The sequence below is a fragment of the Pseudomonas sp. NPDC086581 genome, assembly GCF_044746165.1.
GTDB lineage: Bacteria > Pseudomonadota > Gammaproteobacteria > Pseudomonadales > Pseudomonadaceae > Pseudomonas.
Window position 1 is genome coordinate 286,225 of record NZ_JBIVBR010000006.1, and the last position, 14,573, is coordinate 300,797.

General features: G+C 66.3%; 10 protein-coding genes. 3 read left to right on the top strand and 7 right to left on the bottom strand.

Features of this window, described 5'->3' with window-relative positions; genetic code table 11:
• Window positions 1-52 precede the first annotated feature (52 nt).
• Together ACIPK7_RS14785 and ACIPK7_RS14790 are read left to right on the top strand one after the other, a co-directional pair.
• Complete coding sequence (locus ACIPK7_RS14785) at window positions 53-514, top strand: EVE domain-containing protein (protein WP_401088515.1); 462 nt, start codon at window positions 53-55, stop codon at window positions 512-514.
• A 44-nt stretch (window positions 515-558) separates the two neighbouring features.
• A complete protein-coding gene (locus tag ACIPK7_RS14790) occupies window positions 559-2,418 on the top strand; it encodes a diguanylate cyclase (protein WP_192432292.1) in 1,860 nt (619 codons plus the stop codon).
• Window positions 2,419-2,636: 218 nt separating this feature from the next.
• On the opposite strand, the gene ACIPK7_RS14795 is transcribed toward ACIPK7_RS14790, so the two are convergent.
• The 4 genes from ACIPK7_RS14795 to ACIPK7_RS14810 form a co-directional block, all read right to left on the bottom strand.
• On the bottom strand, window positions 2,637-3,761 hold the full coding sequence (locus tag ACIPK7_RS14795) for an ABC transporter permease (RefSeq protein WP_401088517.1): 1,125 nt from the start codon (window positions 3,759-3,761) through the stop codon (window positions 2,637-2,639).
• A gap of 1 nt (window position 3,762) precedes the next feature.
• Entirely contained in the window at window positions 3,763-6,498 is a 2,736-nt protein-coding gene (gene rbbA, locus ACIPK7_RS14800; RefSeq protein ID WP_401088519.1) for a ribosome-associated ATPase/putative transporter RbbA, read from the bottom strand.
• Complete coding sequence (locus ACIPK7_RS14805; protein WP_401088521.1) at window positions 6,495-7,568, bottom strand: HlyD family secretion protein; 1,074 nt, start codon at window positions 7,566-7,568, stop codon at window positions 6,495-6,497. Before ACIPK7_RS14805 ends, rbbA begins: the two co-directional genes overlap by 4 nt.
• Window positions 7,569-7,788: 220 nt before the next feature.
• Window positions 7,789-8,202 (bottom strand): flagellar basal body-associated protein FliL, encoded by a 414-nt coding sequence (locus tag ACIPK7_RS14810; RefSeq protein ID WP_192432296.1) that lies wholly within the window; start codon window positions 8,200-8,202, stop codon window positions 7,789-7,791.
• 162 nt (window positions 8,203-8,364) lie between these two features.
• Here ACIPK7_RS14810 and ACIPK7_RS14815 point away from each other — a divergent pair, with 162 nt between their 5' ends.
• Window positions 8,365-9,342 carry an NADPH:quinone oxidoreductase family protein gene (locus ACIPK7_RS14815; RefSeq protein ID WP_401088523.1) on the top strand — a complete coding sequence of 326 codons (978 nt, stop codon included), beginning with the start codon at window positions 8,365-8,367 and terminating at the stop codon, window positions 9,340-9,342.
• Window positions 9,343-10,083: 741 nt separating this feature from the next.
• Here ACIPK7_RS14815 and ACIPK7_RS14820 read toward each other — a convergent pair.
• From ACIPK7_RS14820 to ACIPK7_RS14830, 3 genes are read right to left on the bottom strand one after another with little or no spacing between them, the layout of a single operon-like run.
• Window positions 10,084-11,607 (bottom strand): malonyl-CoA synthase, encoded by a 1,524-nt coding sequence (locus tag ACIPK7_RS14820; RefSeq protein WP_401088525.1) that lies wholly within the window; start codon window positions 11,605-11,607, stop codon window positions 10,084-10,086.
• A 9-nt stretch (window positions 11,608-11,616) separates the two neighbouring features.
• The gene (locus ACIPK7_RS14825; RefSeq protein ID WP_401088527.1) at window positions 11,617-12,936 is read right to left on the bottom strand and encodes a malonyl-CoA decarboxylase; all 1,320 of its coding nucleotides are present in this window, start codon (window positions 12,934-12,936) and stop codon (window positions 11,617-11,619) included.
• Between the two features lie 29 nt (window positions 12,937-12,965).
• Window positions 12,966-14,426: an amidase gene (locus ACIPK7_RS14830; RefSeq protein ID WP_401088529.1), complete on the bottom strand. Its 1,461-nt coding sequence runs from the start codon at window positions 14,424-14,426 to the stop codon at window positions 12,966-12,968.
• Window positions 14,427-14,573 lie beyond the last annotated feature (147 nt).

Consider the following 14,573-nt stretch of genomic DNA (forward strand, 5'->3'; position numbering starts at 1 on the left):
CCACCCGCCTACCCTTAGTCAAATCCCGCCACACACAAGGAGACCCTCGCGGATGGCACGTGCTTACTGGCTGATGAAATCCGAGCCCGACGAACTTTCGATCCACGACCTGCAGCGCCTGAAAACCGCGCGTTGGGACGGCGTGCGCAATTACCAGGCACGCAACTTCATGCGCAGCATGCAGCCGGGCGACCTGTTCTTCTTCTACCACTCCAGCTGCCCGGAACCTGGCATCGCCGGCATCGCGCAGATCGACGGCGAAGCCTATCCCGATCCAACCGCGCTCGATCCGCAAAGCCACTACCACGACCCCAAGGCCAGCGACGAGAAGAATCCCTGGACGGCCCGCGACGTGAGCTTCGTCGAGGCCTTCCGCTCGGTGCTGCCGCTGGGCACACTCAAGGCACAGGCTGGCCTGGAAGAGATGCCCCTGGTGCAGAAAGGCAGCCGCCTGTCGGTGATGCCGGTCACTGCCGAACAGTGGGCGATCGTCGTCGGCCTGGCGCACAAGTAGAGGCACTGTGCTATTAGGTTACTGAAGCCCCCGGAATTCGCCGTATGCACCGCCTTCAGTCCTCACTCGCAACCTACCTCGGGCTTGGCGGTCTGCTCTGCATGCTCCTGCTCGCCAGCGCCTGGCTTGGCGAGGAGCTGGCGAGCAGCGAGCGGCAGCGCGTGCAGGAACGCCTGACCTACCAGGGTCGCAGCCTGGCGCACCAGCTGGAAGCCAACCTCCACGAGCAGGTCCTGGGCCTGGACCTGCTGGCCCAGCTGTGGACCCATCACGGTCGCATGCCCCGTGCCGAGTGGGAGCTGGATGCGCGCTTCTACGTGCGCAGCTTCCCCGGCTACCAGTCGATCCAGTGGGCCGACCCGGACCTGAACATTCGCTGGCTGGAACCACTGCAGGGGAACGAGGCGGCGCTCAACTTCCGCCTGACCGAGCAGCACCCCAACTACCCGACGGCGATGGGCGCCCGCGACAGTGGCAAAGCGCGCCTGAGCGACAGCGTGGAACTGCTCCAGGGCGGACGCGGTTTCGTGCTCTACACCCCGGTCTACATCCGCGACGCGGACAACCAGCTCCGCTTCGACGGCTTCATGCAGGGGGTCTTCCGCGTCGGCCCGCTGATGGACAACCTGCTCAAGCAGGCTGACAACCACCTGTTCAGCGTGCGTCTGCTGGAGCACGGCCAGCCGCTCTATGTGCGCGACCAACCCGACAGCGATGCCGACCAGCCCCTGCGCGTCCCACTGCGCCTGCTCGATAACCGCAGCTTCGAGCTGGAGCTGCGTCCCACCGCGACATTGGTGCAATCACTGTCCACGCCCTTGCCGATGGTTGTATTCGGCGGCGGCGTCACCATCAGCCTATTGCTGGTGGCGTCGCTATTCCTCGCCCGCGAGAACGCCCGCCGGGCCACTGCGCTGAGCGCCAGCAACCAGTTGCTCAGCCAGGAAGCCGAGCAACGCCAGTCGGTAGAGGCAAACCTGCGCGACAGCCGCGAGCGCTTGCAACTGGCGCTGGACCTCACCGACTCCAGCCGCGATGCGCTGTTCATCTTCGACCTGCAACAGCGCGAGCTGCTGCACATGAACCGGGCGACCTACAACGGCCTGGGCTACAGCGCCGAGGAATTCCGCCACCTGCTGCGCGATGATCCGGAGCGGCTGATTCCCGGCTTCCACGCCTGGATCCAACTGGTCCAGCAGGCGCACCGGCTGAACCTGTCGATGATCTTCCAGCGCGAGATGCAGCGTCGCGATGGCAGCCTGCAACCGGCGGAGATCAATACCCAGCTGATCCACCAGGGCGACCACGACTATCTGATCGCCGTGGCCCGCGACAACAGCGAGCGCCTGCAACTCGAAGCACAGTTGCACAAGCTCTCGCAGCAGGACGGTCTCACCGGCCTGTTCAACCGCCGCTACTTCGATCGCCAGCTACAGAGCGAGTGGCGCCGCCTGCGCCGTGCCGACGCGCCGCTGGCGGTACTGATGCTCGACGTCGATCACTTCAAGCGCTTCAACGACTGCCTGGGTCACCTCGCCGGCGACGACGCACTGCGCCGCCTCGCCAGCTGCCTGCAGGAATGCCTGCAACGTGAGGGCGATGTGGCGTGCCGTTATGGTGGCGAAGAGTTCGTCATCATCCTCACCGATACAGGCCTGGAAGGTGCCAACCATGTTGCCGCGCGCGTCCACCAGCGCGTGGCCGAGATGGGCATCGCGCATCCGGCCGGCGAGCTGGGGCGGCTGACGGTAAGTATCGGCCTGGCCATCGCCACGCCGGGGCAGGACGCCGAGCCGGACCAACTGATCGCCCAGGCCGATCAGGCGCTGTATGCCGCCAAGCACAAGGGACGAAACCAGACCTGCGTGTGGCCGGTGGATATGGCCGAGCGCACGCTCTCCTGAATACCCGTGCGAAGCTTGCCCTTTCCCCAGTCCTGGCTGCGCGCCCCGCTCCGAAGAGAGAGGGAGCCGTTCGGCGCTCGCTGCAATCACGGTGTCAGCCGGCGAGCGCTGAACTTCCGCCTCACTCGGGACAGTCCCCTCTCCCTTCAGGGAGAGGGTTACGGAGAGGGAGCGGGGCAAACGTGATCGCATTAATCACGCCCTGGTACCTACCCAAGTCAGGCCATCTGCCCGATGGTCCGGCGGAAGCGCCACAAGGCGCCTGCGAAGAACGCCGCGCCGATCCCGACGATGGCCAGCAGTTGCGGCCAGACGATGGACAGGTCCGCGCCGCGATAGAGGATCGCCTGGGCCAGGCTGACGAAGTGGGTAGTCGGCGCCGCCAGCATGATGGTCTGCACCAGTTCCGGCATGCTCTCGCGCGGCGTGGTGCCGCCGGAGAGAATCTGCAGCGGCATCAGGGTGAGGATCACCAGCAGCCCCAGTTGCGGCATCGAGCGCGCCACGGTGCCGATGAAGATGCCCATGGATGTAGTGGCGAACAGATGTAGCGCCGCGCCGAGCAGGAACAGCCCCACCGAGCCGCTGATCGGCACGTCCAGCCAGCCACGCACCACCAGCTGCAGCGAAATCGCCGCCGCCACCAGCACCACGGTGCCCATGGACCAGACCTTGGCCATCATGATCTCGAAGGCGGTCAGCGGCATCACCAGCAGGTGCTCCACCGTGCCGTGCTCGCGCTCGCGGATCAGCGCGGCGCCGGTGAGGATGATCGACAGCATGGTGATCTGGTTGATCACTTCCATCACTGCGCCGAACCAGGCCTGGGTCAGGTTCGGGTTGAACTCCATGCGCACCGCCAGCTCCGCCGGCATCGCCGGCTCGGCGCGGTAGCGGCTGACGAACTCGCGCACCTCGGTGCCGACGATGTTCTGGATGTAGCCGGCACCGGAGAATGCCTGGCCGGTCTGTGTCGCATCGACATTGACCTGGATCGCCGGTTGCCGCCCGGCCAGCACGTCGCGCTGGAAGTCCGGCGGGATGTCCAGGGTGAAGGTGTACAGGCCGACGTCCATGCCGCGGTCCATCTGCGCGTGGCCGATCATTTCCGGCACCCGGAAGTACGGCGGCTGGAAGGCGTTGACGATGCGCGAGGAGAGCTGCGACTGGTCCTCGTCGACGATGGCAATCGGCGCGTGGTGCAGGGTTTCCGGCACGCCGGTGGCCGAGCTGTAGACGCCCAGGGTAAAGGCCCAGGCGATCAGGATCAGCATCGCGTAGTCGCGGCCCAGGCTGCGGAATTCCTTGATGCCGAGGTTGAAGATGTTCGCCAGCTTGTTCAACTCAGACCTCCTGCTTCTTCAGGCAGGCCACGCTGAGCAGCGTCAGCACCACCACCATGGCCAGCAGCGGCAGGTAGTAGACCCACAGGTCAGCAAACCCCAGCGCCTTGGAGAAGGCGCCACGGCTGACGATGAGGAAATGCGAGGTCGGGTAGAGCTTGCCGATCACCGCCGCCGCGCCTTCCAGCGAGGACACCGGGTGGATCAGCCCGGAGAACTGGATCGCCGGGATCATGGTGGCGATGGCGGTGCCGAACACCGCAGCGATCTGGCTCTTCATGAAGGTCGAGAGCAGCAGGCCGAGCCCGGTGCTGGTCACCACGTAGAGGAGCGCGCCGACCAGCAGGGCCAGGAAACTGCCCTTGAGCGGCACCTGGAACAGCAGCACGGCCATGGCCAGCATCAGCACGAAGTTGATCATGCCCATGCCGATGTACGGCAGCTGCTTGCCGAGCAGGAACTCCAGGCGCGTGACCGGGGTGACGTAGAGGTTGGTGATCGAGCCCAGCTCCTTCTCGCGCACCACGCCCAGAGCGGTGAGCATCGCCGGGATCATGATCAGCAGCAGCGGGATCACCGCCGGCACCATGGCCTTGAGGCTCTCCACGTCCGGGTTGTAACGGAAGCGCACTTCGGTGCTCGCCGCGGCACTGGCGGCGGCGTTGCCATTCTGTCGCGCGAGGTCGGCGAGGTAGCTGGCGTGCAGCCCCTGTACGTAGCCGAGCACGGTGTTGGCGCGGGTCGGCATGGCGCCGTCGATCCACACGCCAATGGCCGGATCGGCGCCGCGCTTGAGATCACGGCCGAAGTTCGGCGGGATCTCCACCGCCAGGCTGATATCACCGCTGCGCAGGCGCCGCTCCAGCTCCTCGGGGTTCTGGATCGGCGCCTTCTCGATAAAGTAGCGCGAGCCGGAAATGTTCAGCGCATAGGCCTGGCTGGTGGTGGTCTGGTCGCGGTCGAGCACCGCGTAGGTGAGGTCCTCGACGTCCATGTTGATGCCGTAGCCGATGATGAACATCAGCAGCGCGGTGCCCACCAGCGCCAGGGTCAGGCGGATCGGGTCGCGGCGCAGCTCCATGGCCTCGCGGCGCGCATAGCTGAACAGGCGCAGCCAGCTGAAGCGGTCGCTGCCCTTGTAGCGGGCGGGCGCGGCAGGCTGCTCGGGAGCGGGCGTGGCGTCGGGCACCGGCGCGCTGCCGGCGGCCTCTTCAAGATAGGCGATGAAGGTGGCTTCCAGGGTCGGCAGGCCACGCTTGTCGATCAGCCCCTGCGGGGTATCGCTGTCGAGCACCTTGCCGGCGTGCATCAGCGAGATGCGGTCGCAGCGCTCCGCCTCGTTCATGAAGTGGGTGGAGATGAAGATGGTCACGCCGTCGTTGCGCGACAGCTCCACCATCAGCTCCCAGAAGCCGTCGCGCGCCACCGGGTCGACGCCCGAGGTGGGCTCGTCGAGGATCAGGATTTCCGGCTTGTGGATCACCGCAACCGCCAGCGACAGGCGCTGGCGGATGCCCAGCGGCAGGCTGTCGGGCAGCTCGTCGCGGACCTTGCCCAGGTCGAAGCGCTGGAGCATTTCCTCGACGCGCGGGGCGATCTGCTCATGCGGGATGTGAAACAGCTTGGCGTGTAGTTCGAGGTTCTGCAGCACCGTCAGCTCGGCGTACAGCGAGAAGGCCTGGGACATGTAGCCGACGCGCCGACGGGTCTCCATGTCGTTGGCGTTCACCGGCTGGCCGAACAGCGCGCAGGTACCTTCGCTGGCCGGTAGCAGGCCGGTGAGCATCTTCATGGTGGTGGACTTGCCGCAGCCGTTGGAGCCGAGGAAGCCGAAGATTTCTCCGCGCTCGATGCGGAAGCTGACGCGGTCCACCGCGACGAAATCGCCGAAACGGCAGGTCAACCCTTCTGCTTCGATGGCAATCTGCGGCGCGCCGTCAGGCTGCGGCCGCGGGGGAATGACCAGCTTGTGGTGACCGGCGCGCTTGCTCTCGGGCAGCAGCGCAATGAAGGCCTCTTCCAGATTCTGCGTGCCGGTGTGTGCGCGCAACTCGGCGGGTGTGCCAGTGGCGAGCACCTTGCCATCGTCCATCGCCACCAGGTGATCGAAGCGTTCGGCCTCTTCCATGTAGGCGGTGGCCACCAGCACGCTCATGCCCTCGCGGCCGGCGCGGATGCGCGCGATCAGCTCCCAGAACTGGTTGCGCGACAGCGGGTCGACGCCGGTGGTGGGCTCGTCGAGGATCAGCAGGTCAGGGTCGTGGATCAACGCACAGCACAGCCCGAGTTTCTGCTTCATGCCGCCGGAGAGCTTGCCCGCCGGGCGTTCCGCGAAGGGCGCAAGGCCGGTGCTGTGCAGCAGGTCGGCGATGCGCCGCTCGCGCTCGGCCTTGTCGTGGCCGAACAGGCGGCCGAAGAAATCGACGTTCTCGAACACCGAGAGCGTCGGATAGAGGTTCTTGCCCAGGCCCTGGGGCATGTAGGCGATGCGCGGGCACACGGCGCGGCGGTGGCGTGCGTCGCGCATGTCGCCGCCGAGCACCTGGATTTCGCCGTCCTGCATCTTCCGCGCGCCGGCCAGCAGCGCCAGCAGGCTGGACTTGCCGACGCCGTCCGGGCCGATCAGGCCGACCATGCGGTTGGCCGGAATCTCCAGGGTGACGTCGTCCACCGCGCGGGTCTCGCCGTAGCGCAGCGAGACGCCAGCCAGACGGGCCACGCAGTCGGCGGCGTTCATTGCGGGACCTTGATCTGCAGTTCAGCCGGCCACTGCACCTGCGGGTCGAGGCGCAGGTAGGCCATGCCCGGCACGCCGGTCTTCACGTAGGTGATGTACTTCTCCAGCAGGCCCGGATCGAGGCGCGCCTTGACGCGGAACATCAGCTTCTCGCGCTCGTTGGCGGTCTCCACGGTCTTGGGCGTGAACTGCGCGACGCTGGCGACGTAGGACACCTTGGCCGGGATCACGTACTCGGGCACGGCATCGATCACCAGGCGTACTTCCTGGCCCAGTTCGACCTTGCCGGCCTGGCCCGAGGGCAGGAAGAAGGTCATGTAGACGTCGGCCAGGTCGACCATGTTGAGCAGCTTGCCACCGGCCGCCAGCACCTCCCCCGGCTGCGCCACGCGGTACTGCACACGACCGTTGCGCGGGGCCTTGAGCAGGCTGTCGTCGATGTCCGCCTGCAGGCGCTCGACGCTCGCGGTGGCAGCCTCGATGGCCGACTGCGCTTCGATCACCTGGGAACGCGCGGCGGAAATGCCAGCCTGCGCCGACACCACCTGGGAACGCGCCGCGGCAAGCGCCGCTTGCCCGCTCTGCATCGTGGCACGGTCATCATCCAGTTGCTGCTGCGGCAGGGCGTTGCGCTTGACCAGTTGCTCGGTGCGGGTGAAGCGCTTCTGTGCGGCGGTCAGTTCCGCCTGGCGTTGCGCGACCACGGCTTCGGCGGTGGATTCCTCGCTGGTGCGCTGGGCCACCAGGGACTCGGCGGTGAGCCGGGCATTCTGCGCCCGCCGCACTTCCGCCTGGGCCTGGGCGAGCTGGGCCTGGAGCACCTGGGTGTCCATCTTCGCCACCACGTCGCCGGCCTTCACGAAGTCGCCTTCGTCCACCAGGATTTCCGCCACGCGGCCGGGCAGCTTGGTGGCCACGTCGACTTCGGTGGCCTCGATGCGCCCATTGCCGCTGGCGAAGCCTTCGGGCAGGCCCGTCGGCTTGAACGTCTGCCAGGCCAGCGCGGCGAGCACGGCCACCACCAGCACCGCGAGACCGCGGGTGCGCCAGCTTTTTGCGTTTCCTGTCATCCGATTTCCCCTTTGTCCAGGCGCTCGAATTCGAGCGGATCATGAGGGGATGTTCGGCGACCAGCGGCAAACGGGGTTTGATTCAGGTCAGGCGTGCGCCGGAAATTTCCTACGCGCCTTGTGAGGCGGGGCTTTCAGCCCGGCATTGCGGCGAGCAGCCGCAGCCGGGTGTCGCTTCGCCTGCATGAGGCGCACTCATGCAGGCGAAGACCGGAGGGGATCAGGGCTGGACGATCAGGTTGTTGAACAGCAGGTCGTCGACCAGCGGCTTGCCCTCCTCCTGCTGGAGGGCGGTCTGCACCTGCTTGAGGGCTTCCTGGCGCAGCTTCTCCTTGCCGTCGACGCTGCCGAGGGAGTCGTCGGTCTGCTGGGCGAACAGCATCACCAGCTGGTTGCGGATCAGCGGCTCGTGGTGTTCGACCTTCTCGGAGGCCTCCTTGCCGATGACCTTCAGCGCGATGTCGGCCTTGAAGTACTTCAGGCGCGGACCGCTGCCATAGTTGCCCACCAGCGCCGGGGTAAGGTCGATGAACACGGGCTTGTTGGCGTCTTCCGGCTTGGCTTCCTCGGATTCGGAAGCCATGACGAAGGTACTGAAGGAAAAGGCCAGCAACAGGGCGAGGAAAGCTCTCAAGGCGATGTCTCCGGATTCGATGGGCAAAGGATAGCCACACTCTCGCCGCCGCCCAAGCTATATCGGGGCATAAGCCCGGGCCATGGTGATTTGCCCCCTCTGCCCGCGCTCCTACACTGGCCCACTACTCACCAAGAAGAACCTCCAACGGAGTACGTCCTCATGAAAGCCGTGCTGTGCAAAGCCTTCGGCCCCGCCGAAACCCTGGTGCTGGAAGACATCGCCAGCCCTGAGCCGAAGAAGAACGAAGTCGTGCTGCAGGTTCACGCCGCCGGGGTGAACTTCCCCGACACGCTGATCATCGAGGGCAAGTACCAGTTCAAACCGCCCTTCCCATTCTCGCCGGGTGGCGAGGCTGCCGGCGTGGTCGGCGCAGTCGGTGAAAAAGTCAGCCATGTGAAACCCGGTGACCGCGTGATGGCCCTGACCGGCTGGGGCAGCTTCGCCGAGGAAGTCGCGGTGCCCGGCTACAACGTCATGCCGATCCCCGACGGCATGGACTTCCCCAGCGCCGCCGCCTTCGGCATGACCTACGGCACCTCCATGCACGCGCTCAAGCAGCGCGCCAACCTGCAGCCGGGCGAAACCCTGCTGGTGCTCGGCGCCTCCGGCGGCGTCGGCCTGGCCGCGGTTGAGATCGGCAAGGCCATGGGCGCCAAGGTCATCGCCGCCGCCAGCAGCGACGCCAAGCTGGAAGTGGCCAAGGCCGCCGGCGCCGACGTGCTGATCAACTACAGCGAAGGCAGCCTGAAGGACAAGCTAAAGGAAATCACCGGCGGCCAGGGTGTGGACGTGATCTACGACCCGGTGGGCGGCGACCTGTTCGAGGAAGCCTTCCGCTCCATCGCCTGGAACGGCCGCATGCTGGTGGTCGGTTTTGCCAGCGGCACCATCCCGGCGCTGCCGGCCAACCTCACCCTGCTCAAGGGCGCCTCCCTGGTCGGCGTGTTCTGGGGCTCCTTCGCCCAGCGCCAGCCGCAGGACAACGCCGCGAACTTCCAGCAGCTGTTCGCCTGGTTCGCCGAAGGCAAGATCAAGCCGCTGGTGTCGCAGACCTATCCACTGGAAAAAGCTGCCGACGCGATCAATCACCTGGGCCAGCGCAAGGCGGTGGGCAAGGTGGTGGTGACCGTTCGCTGAGCGCTTCCCGCACCATGAAAAAGCCCCGCTGATGCGGGGCTTTTTCATTCCTACGAGTGAGCACCGGCGCTGGGCGGTTCGCGAGCAAGCTCGCTCCTACAAATAAGCACTTCGGCGCGGGGTGAAGCTGTAAGAGCGAGCTTGCTCGCGAACAACCGGCCACACCGGGCCATCTGGATCGTAGGGCGCATAACGCGCCAGCGTTATCCGCCGCGGTGGCATCGGCGGATAACCCGTTCCGGGTTATGCGCCCTACGTACAGGCTCTGTCTCTGGCTTCCAGAGAAATGTCCGCTCACGCCGAGTGCCCCGTTCAGGAGGCCTCGTTGAAGCGGAGTTTCAGGGGTTGAGCGGCATGGATGCCGCGAGAGCGTTGTCGGGTCAGGGATGGCCCGTCGAGGGGGACGCCTAGTTCGTGCCCCTGAAACTTCGCTTCAACGAGGGTATTTTTCGCCTAAGCGAAAAACCGGATGTCCGGGGCAAGACCTCTGCCTTCTTTGGGGCGTTTGCCAAAGAAGGTCGCCCGAGGGGGCGAAACAAAGAGTCCCAGCGCACGCCGAAGCGGCGCGGGAAAACCCAGCGCGACGCAGGCACATCGCGGACGCAGTCCGCTCCTACGCGAACTCGATGCACCGTAGATCTCCGGTTGGAACGGATTACGCCGCGAAGGATTTCGCGGAGGAGCTCCGCTCATACAGAAGCAAAAGCCCCGCGTGAGCGGGGCTTCTTTTGCTCCGGAGGCTCAGGAATACAGCGCCTTGAACTGCTCGCGCAGCACGTTCTTCTGCACCTTGCCCATCACGTTGCGCGGCAGCGCGTCGACCACCATCACCCGCTTGGGCTGCTTGAAGCGCGCCAGCTTGCCGTCCAGCGCAGCGAGCACCTGCGCCTCGCTCGGCGCCTCGCCCTTGCTGGCCACCAGCACCGCGGTCACGCCTTCGCCGAAGTCCGGGTGCGGCACGCCGATCACCGCCGATTCGGCCACGCCCGGCAGAGTATCGAGGATTTCCTCCAGCTCCTTGGGATACACGTTGAAGCCGCCGCTGATGATCATGTCCTTGTTTCGGCCGACGATCTGCACGTAGCCGCGGTCGTCGACGAAGCCGATGTCGCCAGTCATGAAGTAGCCGTCCGCGCGCAGTTCCTCGGCGGTTTTCTCCGGCATCCGCCAGTAGCCCTGGAACACGTTCGGCCCGCGCACTTCGATCATCCCCGGTTCGCCCTGGGGCAGCAGCGTCGGTTCGGCCTGGGCCGGGTCGGTGATGCGCAGCTCGACGCCCGGCAGCGGGAAACCAACGGTGCCGGCGATGCGCTGGCCGTCCAGCGGGTTGGAGGTGTTCATGCCGGTCTCGGTCATGCCGTAGCGTTCGAGGATGGCCATGCCGGTGCGCTCGGAGAACGCCTTGTGGGTCTCGGCGGTGAGCGGTGCGGAACCGGAGATGAACAGGCGCATGTGCGCCACCGCCTCGCGAGTCAGACCGGGCTGGTCGAGCAGACGGGTGTAGAAGGTCGGCACGCCCATCAGCAGGTTCACCTGAGGCAATAGCTTGAGCATCTGCGCCGCGTCGAACTTGCTCAGGAAAAGCATCGAGCCGCCGGCCATCAGCAGGCTATTGCAGGCCACGAACAGGCCGTGGATGTGGAAGATCGGCAGCGCATGGAGCAGCCAGTCCTCGGCAGTGATCTTCCAGGCATCCACCAGAGCGCGGGCGTTGGAGACCAGATTGCCATGGCTGATCATCGCGCCCTTGGAACGCCCGGTGGTGCCGGAGGTGTAGAGGATCGCGGCAAGGTCGGAAGCGGCACGCTCGACATCGGCAAAGCGCCCCGGCTTGCCGTGAACACGCGCCATCAGCGAGCCGTCGCCGGCATCGCCCAGGGTTTCCACGTGCGCCACGCCGCTGACTTTCGCCAGCTCGCGGGCCTGGGTCTCGAAGGCCGGTGCACAGACGAACAGCGAGGGCTCGGCATCGTCGAGGAAGTAGCGCAGCTCCTCGCCGGTGTAGCCGCTGTTGAGCGGCAGGTAGACCGCGCCGACGCGCAGCACGGCGAGGTAGAGCATCACCGTCTCGGGGCTCTTGTCGACCTGCACGGCGACGCGGTCGCCCGGCTGTACACCGAGCTCCACCAGCGCATGGGCGAACTGCGAGGTGCTGCGCAGCATGTCGGCGTAGCTGTAGCCGCCGCCATCCGGGGTACGGATGAACGGCTTGGAAAGGTCGCTGGGCAGGTGTTTGCCGACTTCGGCAAAAAGACTCTGGTTCATGGTGAGGTCCTAGCGTTTTGTTTTCGCCGACAGGGTGGCCAGTTTGCGCACCTCGGGTGAGGCGGTGACCGCGCCCTGGTTGGCGTAGGCTTCGTGGTTCTTTTCGATCTGGCGCAGTTCGTAGCGGTAATTGACCATCAGCCCGGCAGCCTGGCGCAGGCCGCTGGCGGAAAGGTCGCCGCGCCAGTTCAGGCGTTCCAGGCGGGCACCGTTGCCCAGGTGGAAGCGCGCCACCGGGTCCAGCGGGAAACCCGCTCCGTTACGGGCATGCAGGAAGTACTCGGCGGCGAGCGCCAGCATCGGTTGCTCCGTGCGCGGCGGCGGTGCTGCATCGGGCTTGAGCGCCTTGAGCAGCTCGGCGGTGGCCGCGCCCAGTTGCGGGTCGTCGCCCAGGCTGTCGAGCCAGCGGCGGAAGCCAGGCACCGGCGACAGGGTGACGAACTGGCGCAGGCCGGGAATCTCCCGCGCCAGCTCCTCCACCACCTGCTTGATCAGGAAGTTGCCGAAGGAGATGCCGCGCAGGCCGTCCTGGCAGTTGCTGATGGAGTAGAACACTGCGGTGTCCGGCTCCTCCGCCGGCAGCGCTTGCGCACCGGGCTCCAGAATGTCCGCGATGGCACCGGGCATCGCACGGGTCAGTGCCACCTCGACGAAGATCAGCGGCTCGTCGGCCAGCGCCGGGTGGAAGAAGGCGAAACAGCGGCGGTCAGCAGGCTGCAGACGGCTGCGCAGGTCGTCCCAGTCCTTGATGGCGTGGACGGCCTCGTACTGGATGATCTTTTCCAGGATCGACGCCGGGGTCGACCAGTCAATACGCCGCAGCACCAGGAAGCCCCGGTTGAACCAGGATGCCAACAGGTGCTGCAGGTCGTGGTCCACCGCGGCCAGCTCGGGATTGGCTTTGAGTTCCTGCAGCAGCAGGCGGCGCATGGCGATCAGCTCGGCGGTGCCGCCGGGCGCCTGGTTGAGGCGGCGGAACAGCTCCTGGCGCGGCGGCTCGCTGGCCTCGAACAATGCGGTGGTGTTGGCCGACGACGGCTCGTCGAGGTAGCGCTGGCAGGCTTGCGCCAGCGCGTCGTGGGGCGGTGCGAAGTCCGTCAGCAGAGTGTCGAAGAAGGCCTTCTGCTGGTCCTGCGGACAGTCCCGATAGGCGCACAGGACCTGCTTCGCCAGGGCCACGCCCGAGGCTTCGCCATGGCTGGAGATCAGCTTGTGGCAAGCCTGCGCCAGCGCCTGGGCATTGCCCGGCGCCGGCTCGCGCGACTCCAGCAATTGCCGGCCGCGCTCGGTGATGCTTTGCAGCAGTTCCTGGAAGAAGCTGATGTTCATGCGTCCCCCTCAGCTTGTGGATAAGTAACTCAATCCCCCGCCAGCATCGGCGGCGGGCAGCGCTGGTACCAGCGCGAAGCCTGCTCGTAGGCGTGGGCCAGTTGCAGCACGGCCATGTCGGCCTGGTGCCTGCCGATGATCTGGATACCCATGGGCAGACCCTGCTCATTGAAGCCCACCGGCACGTTGGCTGCCGGGCACCCAGACAGGGTGGCCGGGATCACCACTTCCATCCAGCGGTGGTAGGTATCCATGGCCTGGCCAGCGATTTCCTTGGGCCAGTCCCAGGTCTTGTCGAACGGGAACACCTGGGCGCTGGGCAGCAGCAGGTAGTCGTAGCGCTCGAACAGTCGGCTGATGGCACGGTACCAGTCGCTGCGCGCGGCGGAAGCACGGAACACGTCCATGGCGGAGAGTTTCAGGCCGTTCTCCACTTCCCAGATCGCCTCGGGCTTGAGCAGCTCGCGCTTGGCCGGGTCGGTGTAGGCCGCGCCGAGAGACCCGGCGACCATCCAGTGACGCAGGGTGCGCCAGGTATCCCAGAGGCGCTCGGGGGAGAAGCCCATGGCGGTCGCTTCGACGTGGCAACCGATGGCTTCGAAGTCGGCGAAGGACTTGCGGCACAGCTCCAGCACGCCCTTTTCCATCGGCAGGTGGCCGCCCAGGTCGCCCAGCCAGCCCAGGCGCGCACCCTTGAAGTCGCGCTCAAGCCGGCCGGCGAATTGCTCACCGCTCTCGGCGATGGACAGCGGCGCACGGGCATCGCCACCAGCCTGTACCGACAGCAGCAGCGCCACGTCGCGCACGCTGCGGCCCATCGGGCCTTCGTAGCCCATCTGGTCGATGAACAGGTCGGCGCTGTCGTCGAAGGGCACGCGCCCCTGGGACGGACGGAAACCGATGATGTTGTTGAAGGCTGCCGGGTTGCGCAGCGAGCCCATCATGTCGCTGCCGTCGGCCACCGGGACCATCTGCAGCGCCAGGGCCGCCGCCGCGCCACCGCTGCTGCCGCCGGCGGTACGGTCGGGCGCGTAGGCACAGCCGGTGACACCGAAGATCGGGTTGTAGCTGTGCGAGCCGAGGCCGAATTCGGGGGTGTTGGTCTTGCCGATGATGATCGCGCCGGCCGCCTTGATACGTTCGACCATGATGCCGTCGCGCTCGGGCAGGTAGTCGCTGAACAGCGGCGAGCCGAGGGTGGTGCGTATGCCCTGGGTCAGCGACAGGTCCTTTACCGCGTGGGGCAGGCCGTGCATCCAGCCGCGGTATTCGCCGCGGGCCAGGTCGGCGTCGCGCTGGTCGGCTTCGGCCAGCAGGAGGTCGTCCGGCTGCTGGCTGACGATGGCGTTGACTGCCGGGTTGTAGCGCTCGATCTGCTCGAGGTGCGCCTGCATCACTTCACGGCAGGAAACTTCGCGCAGGCGGATGCGCTGGGCCAGCTCAAAGGCCTGGAGCTGGACGAGTTCGTTTTGCTTGTTCTTCTGGCTCATGGAACGAGGCCTTTTTTCATCAGGATTTCCCGCAACGGGAAGGTTCAGTCGGGTTCAACGGCCCCATACGCTGATGGGGCTTGTAGCGAATAGCGCGTTCGCCGGGCCGCACGCTGCCGGCACGCCCACCAAAGTGGACGCGAGCAG

Excerpts from the sequence above, each read along its gene's own strand:
- ACIPK7_RS14790 (WP_192432292.1), top strand. The coding sequence starts at position 559 with ATGCACCGCCTTCAGTCCTCACTCGCAACCTACCTCGGGCTTGGCGGT.
- ACIPK7_RS14785 (WP_401088515.1), top strand. The coding sequence starts at position 53 with ATGGCACGTGCTTACTGGCTGATGAAATCCGAGCCCGACGAACTTTCG.
- ACIPK7_RS14805 (WP_401088521.1), bottom strand. The coding sequence starts at position 7,568 with ATGACAGGAAACGCAAAAAGCTGGCGCACCCGCGGTCTCGCGGTGCTG.
- ACIPK7_RS14825 (WP_401088527.1), bottom strand. The coding sequence starts at position 12,936 with ATGAACATCAGCTTCTTCCAGGAACTGCTGCAAAGCATCACCGAGCGC.
- ACIPK7_RS14820 (WP_401088525.1), bottom strand. The coding sequence starts at position 11,607 with ATGAACCAGAGTCTTTTTGCCGAAGTCGGCAAACACCTGCCCAGCGAC.
- ACIPK7_RS14830 (WP_401088529.1), bottom strand. The coding sequence starts at position 14,426 with ATGAGCCAGAAGAACAAGCAAAACGAACTCGTCCAGCTCCAGGCCTTT.
- rbbA (WP_401088519.1), bottom strand. The coding sequence starts at position 6,498 with ATGAACGCCGCCGACTGCGTGGCCCGTCTGGCTGGCGTCTCGCTGCGC.
- ACIPK7_RS14815 (WP_401088523.1), top strand. The coding sequence starts at position 8,365 with ATGAAAGCCGTGCTGTGCAAAGCCTTCGGCCCCGCCGAAACCCTGGTG.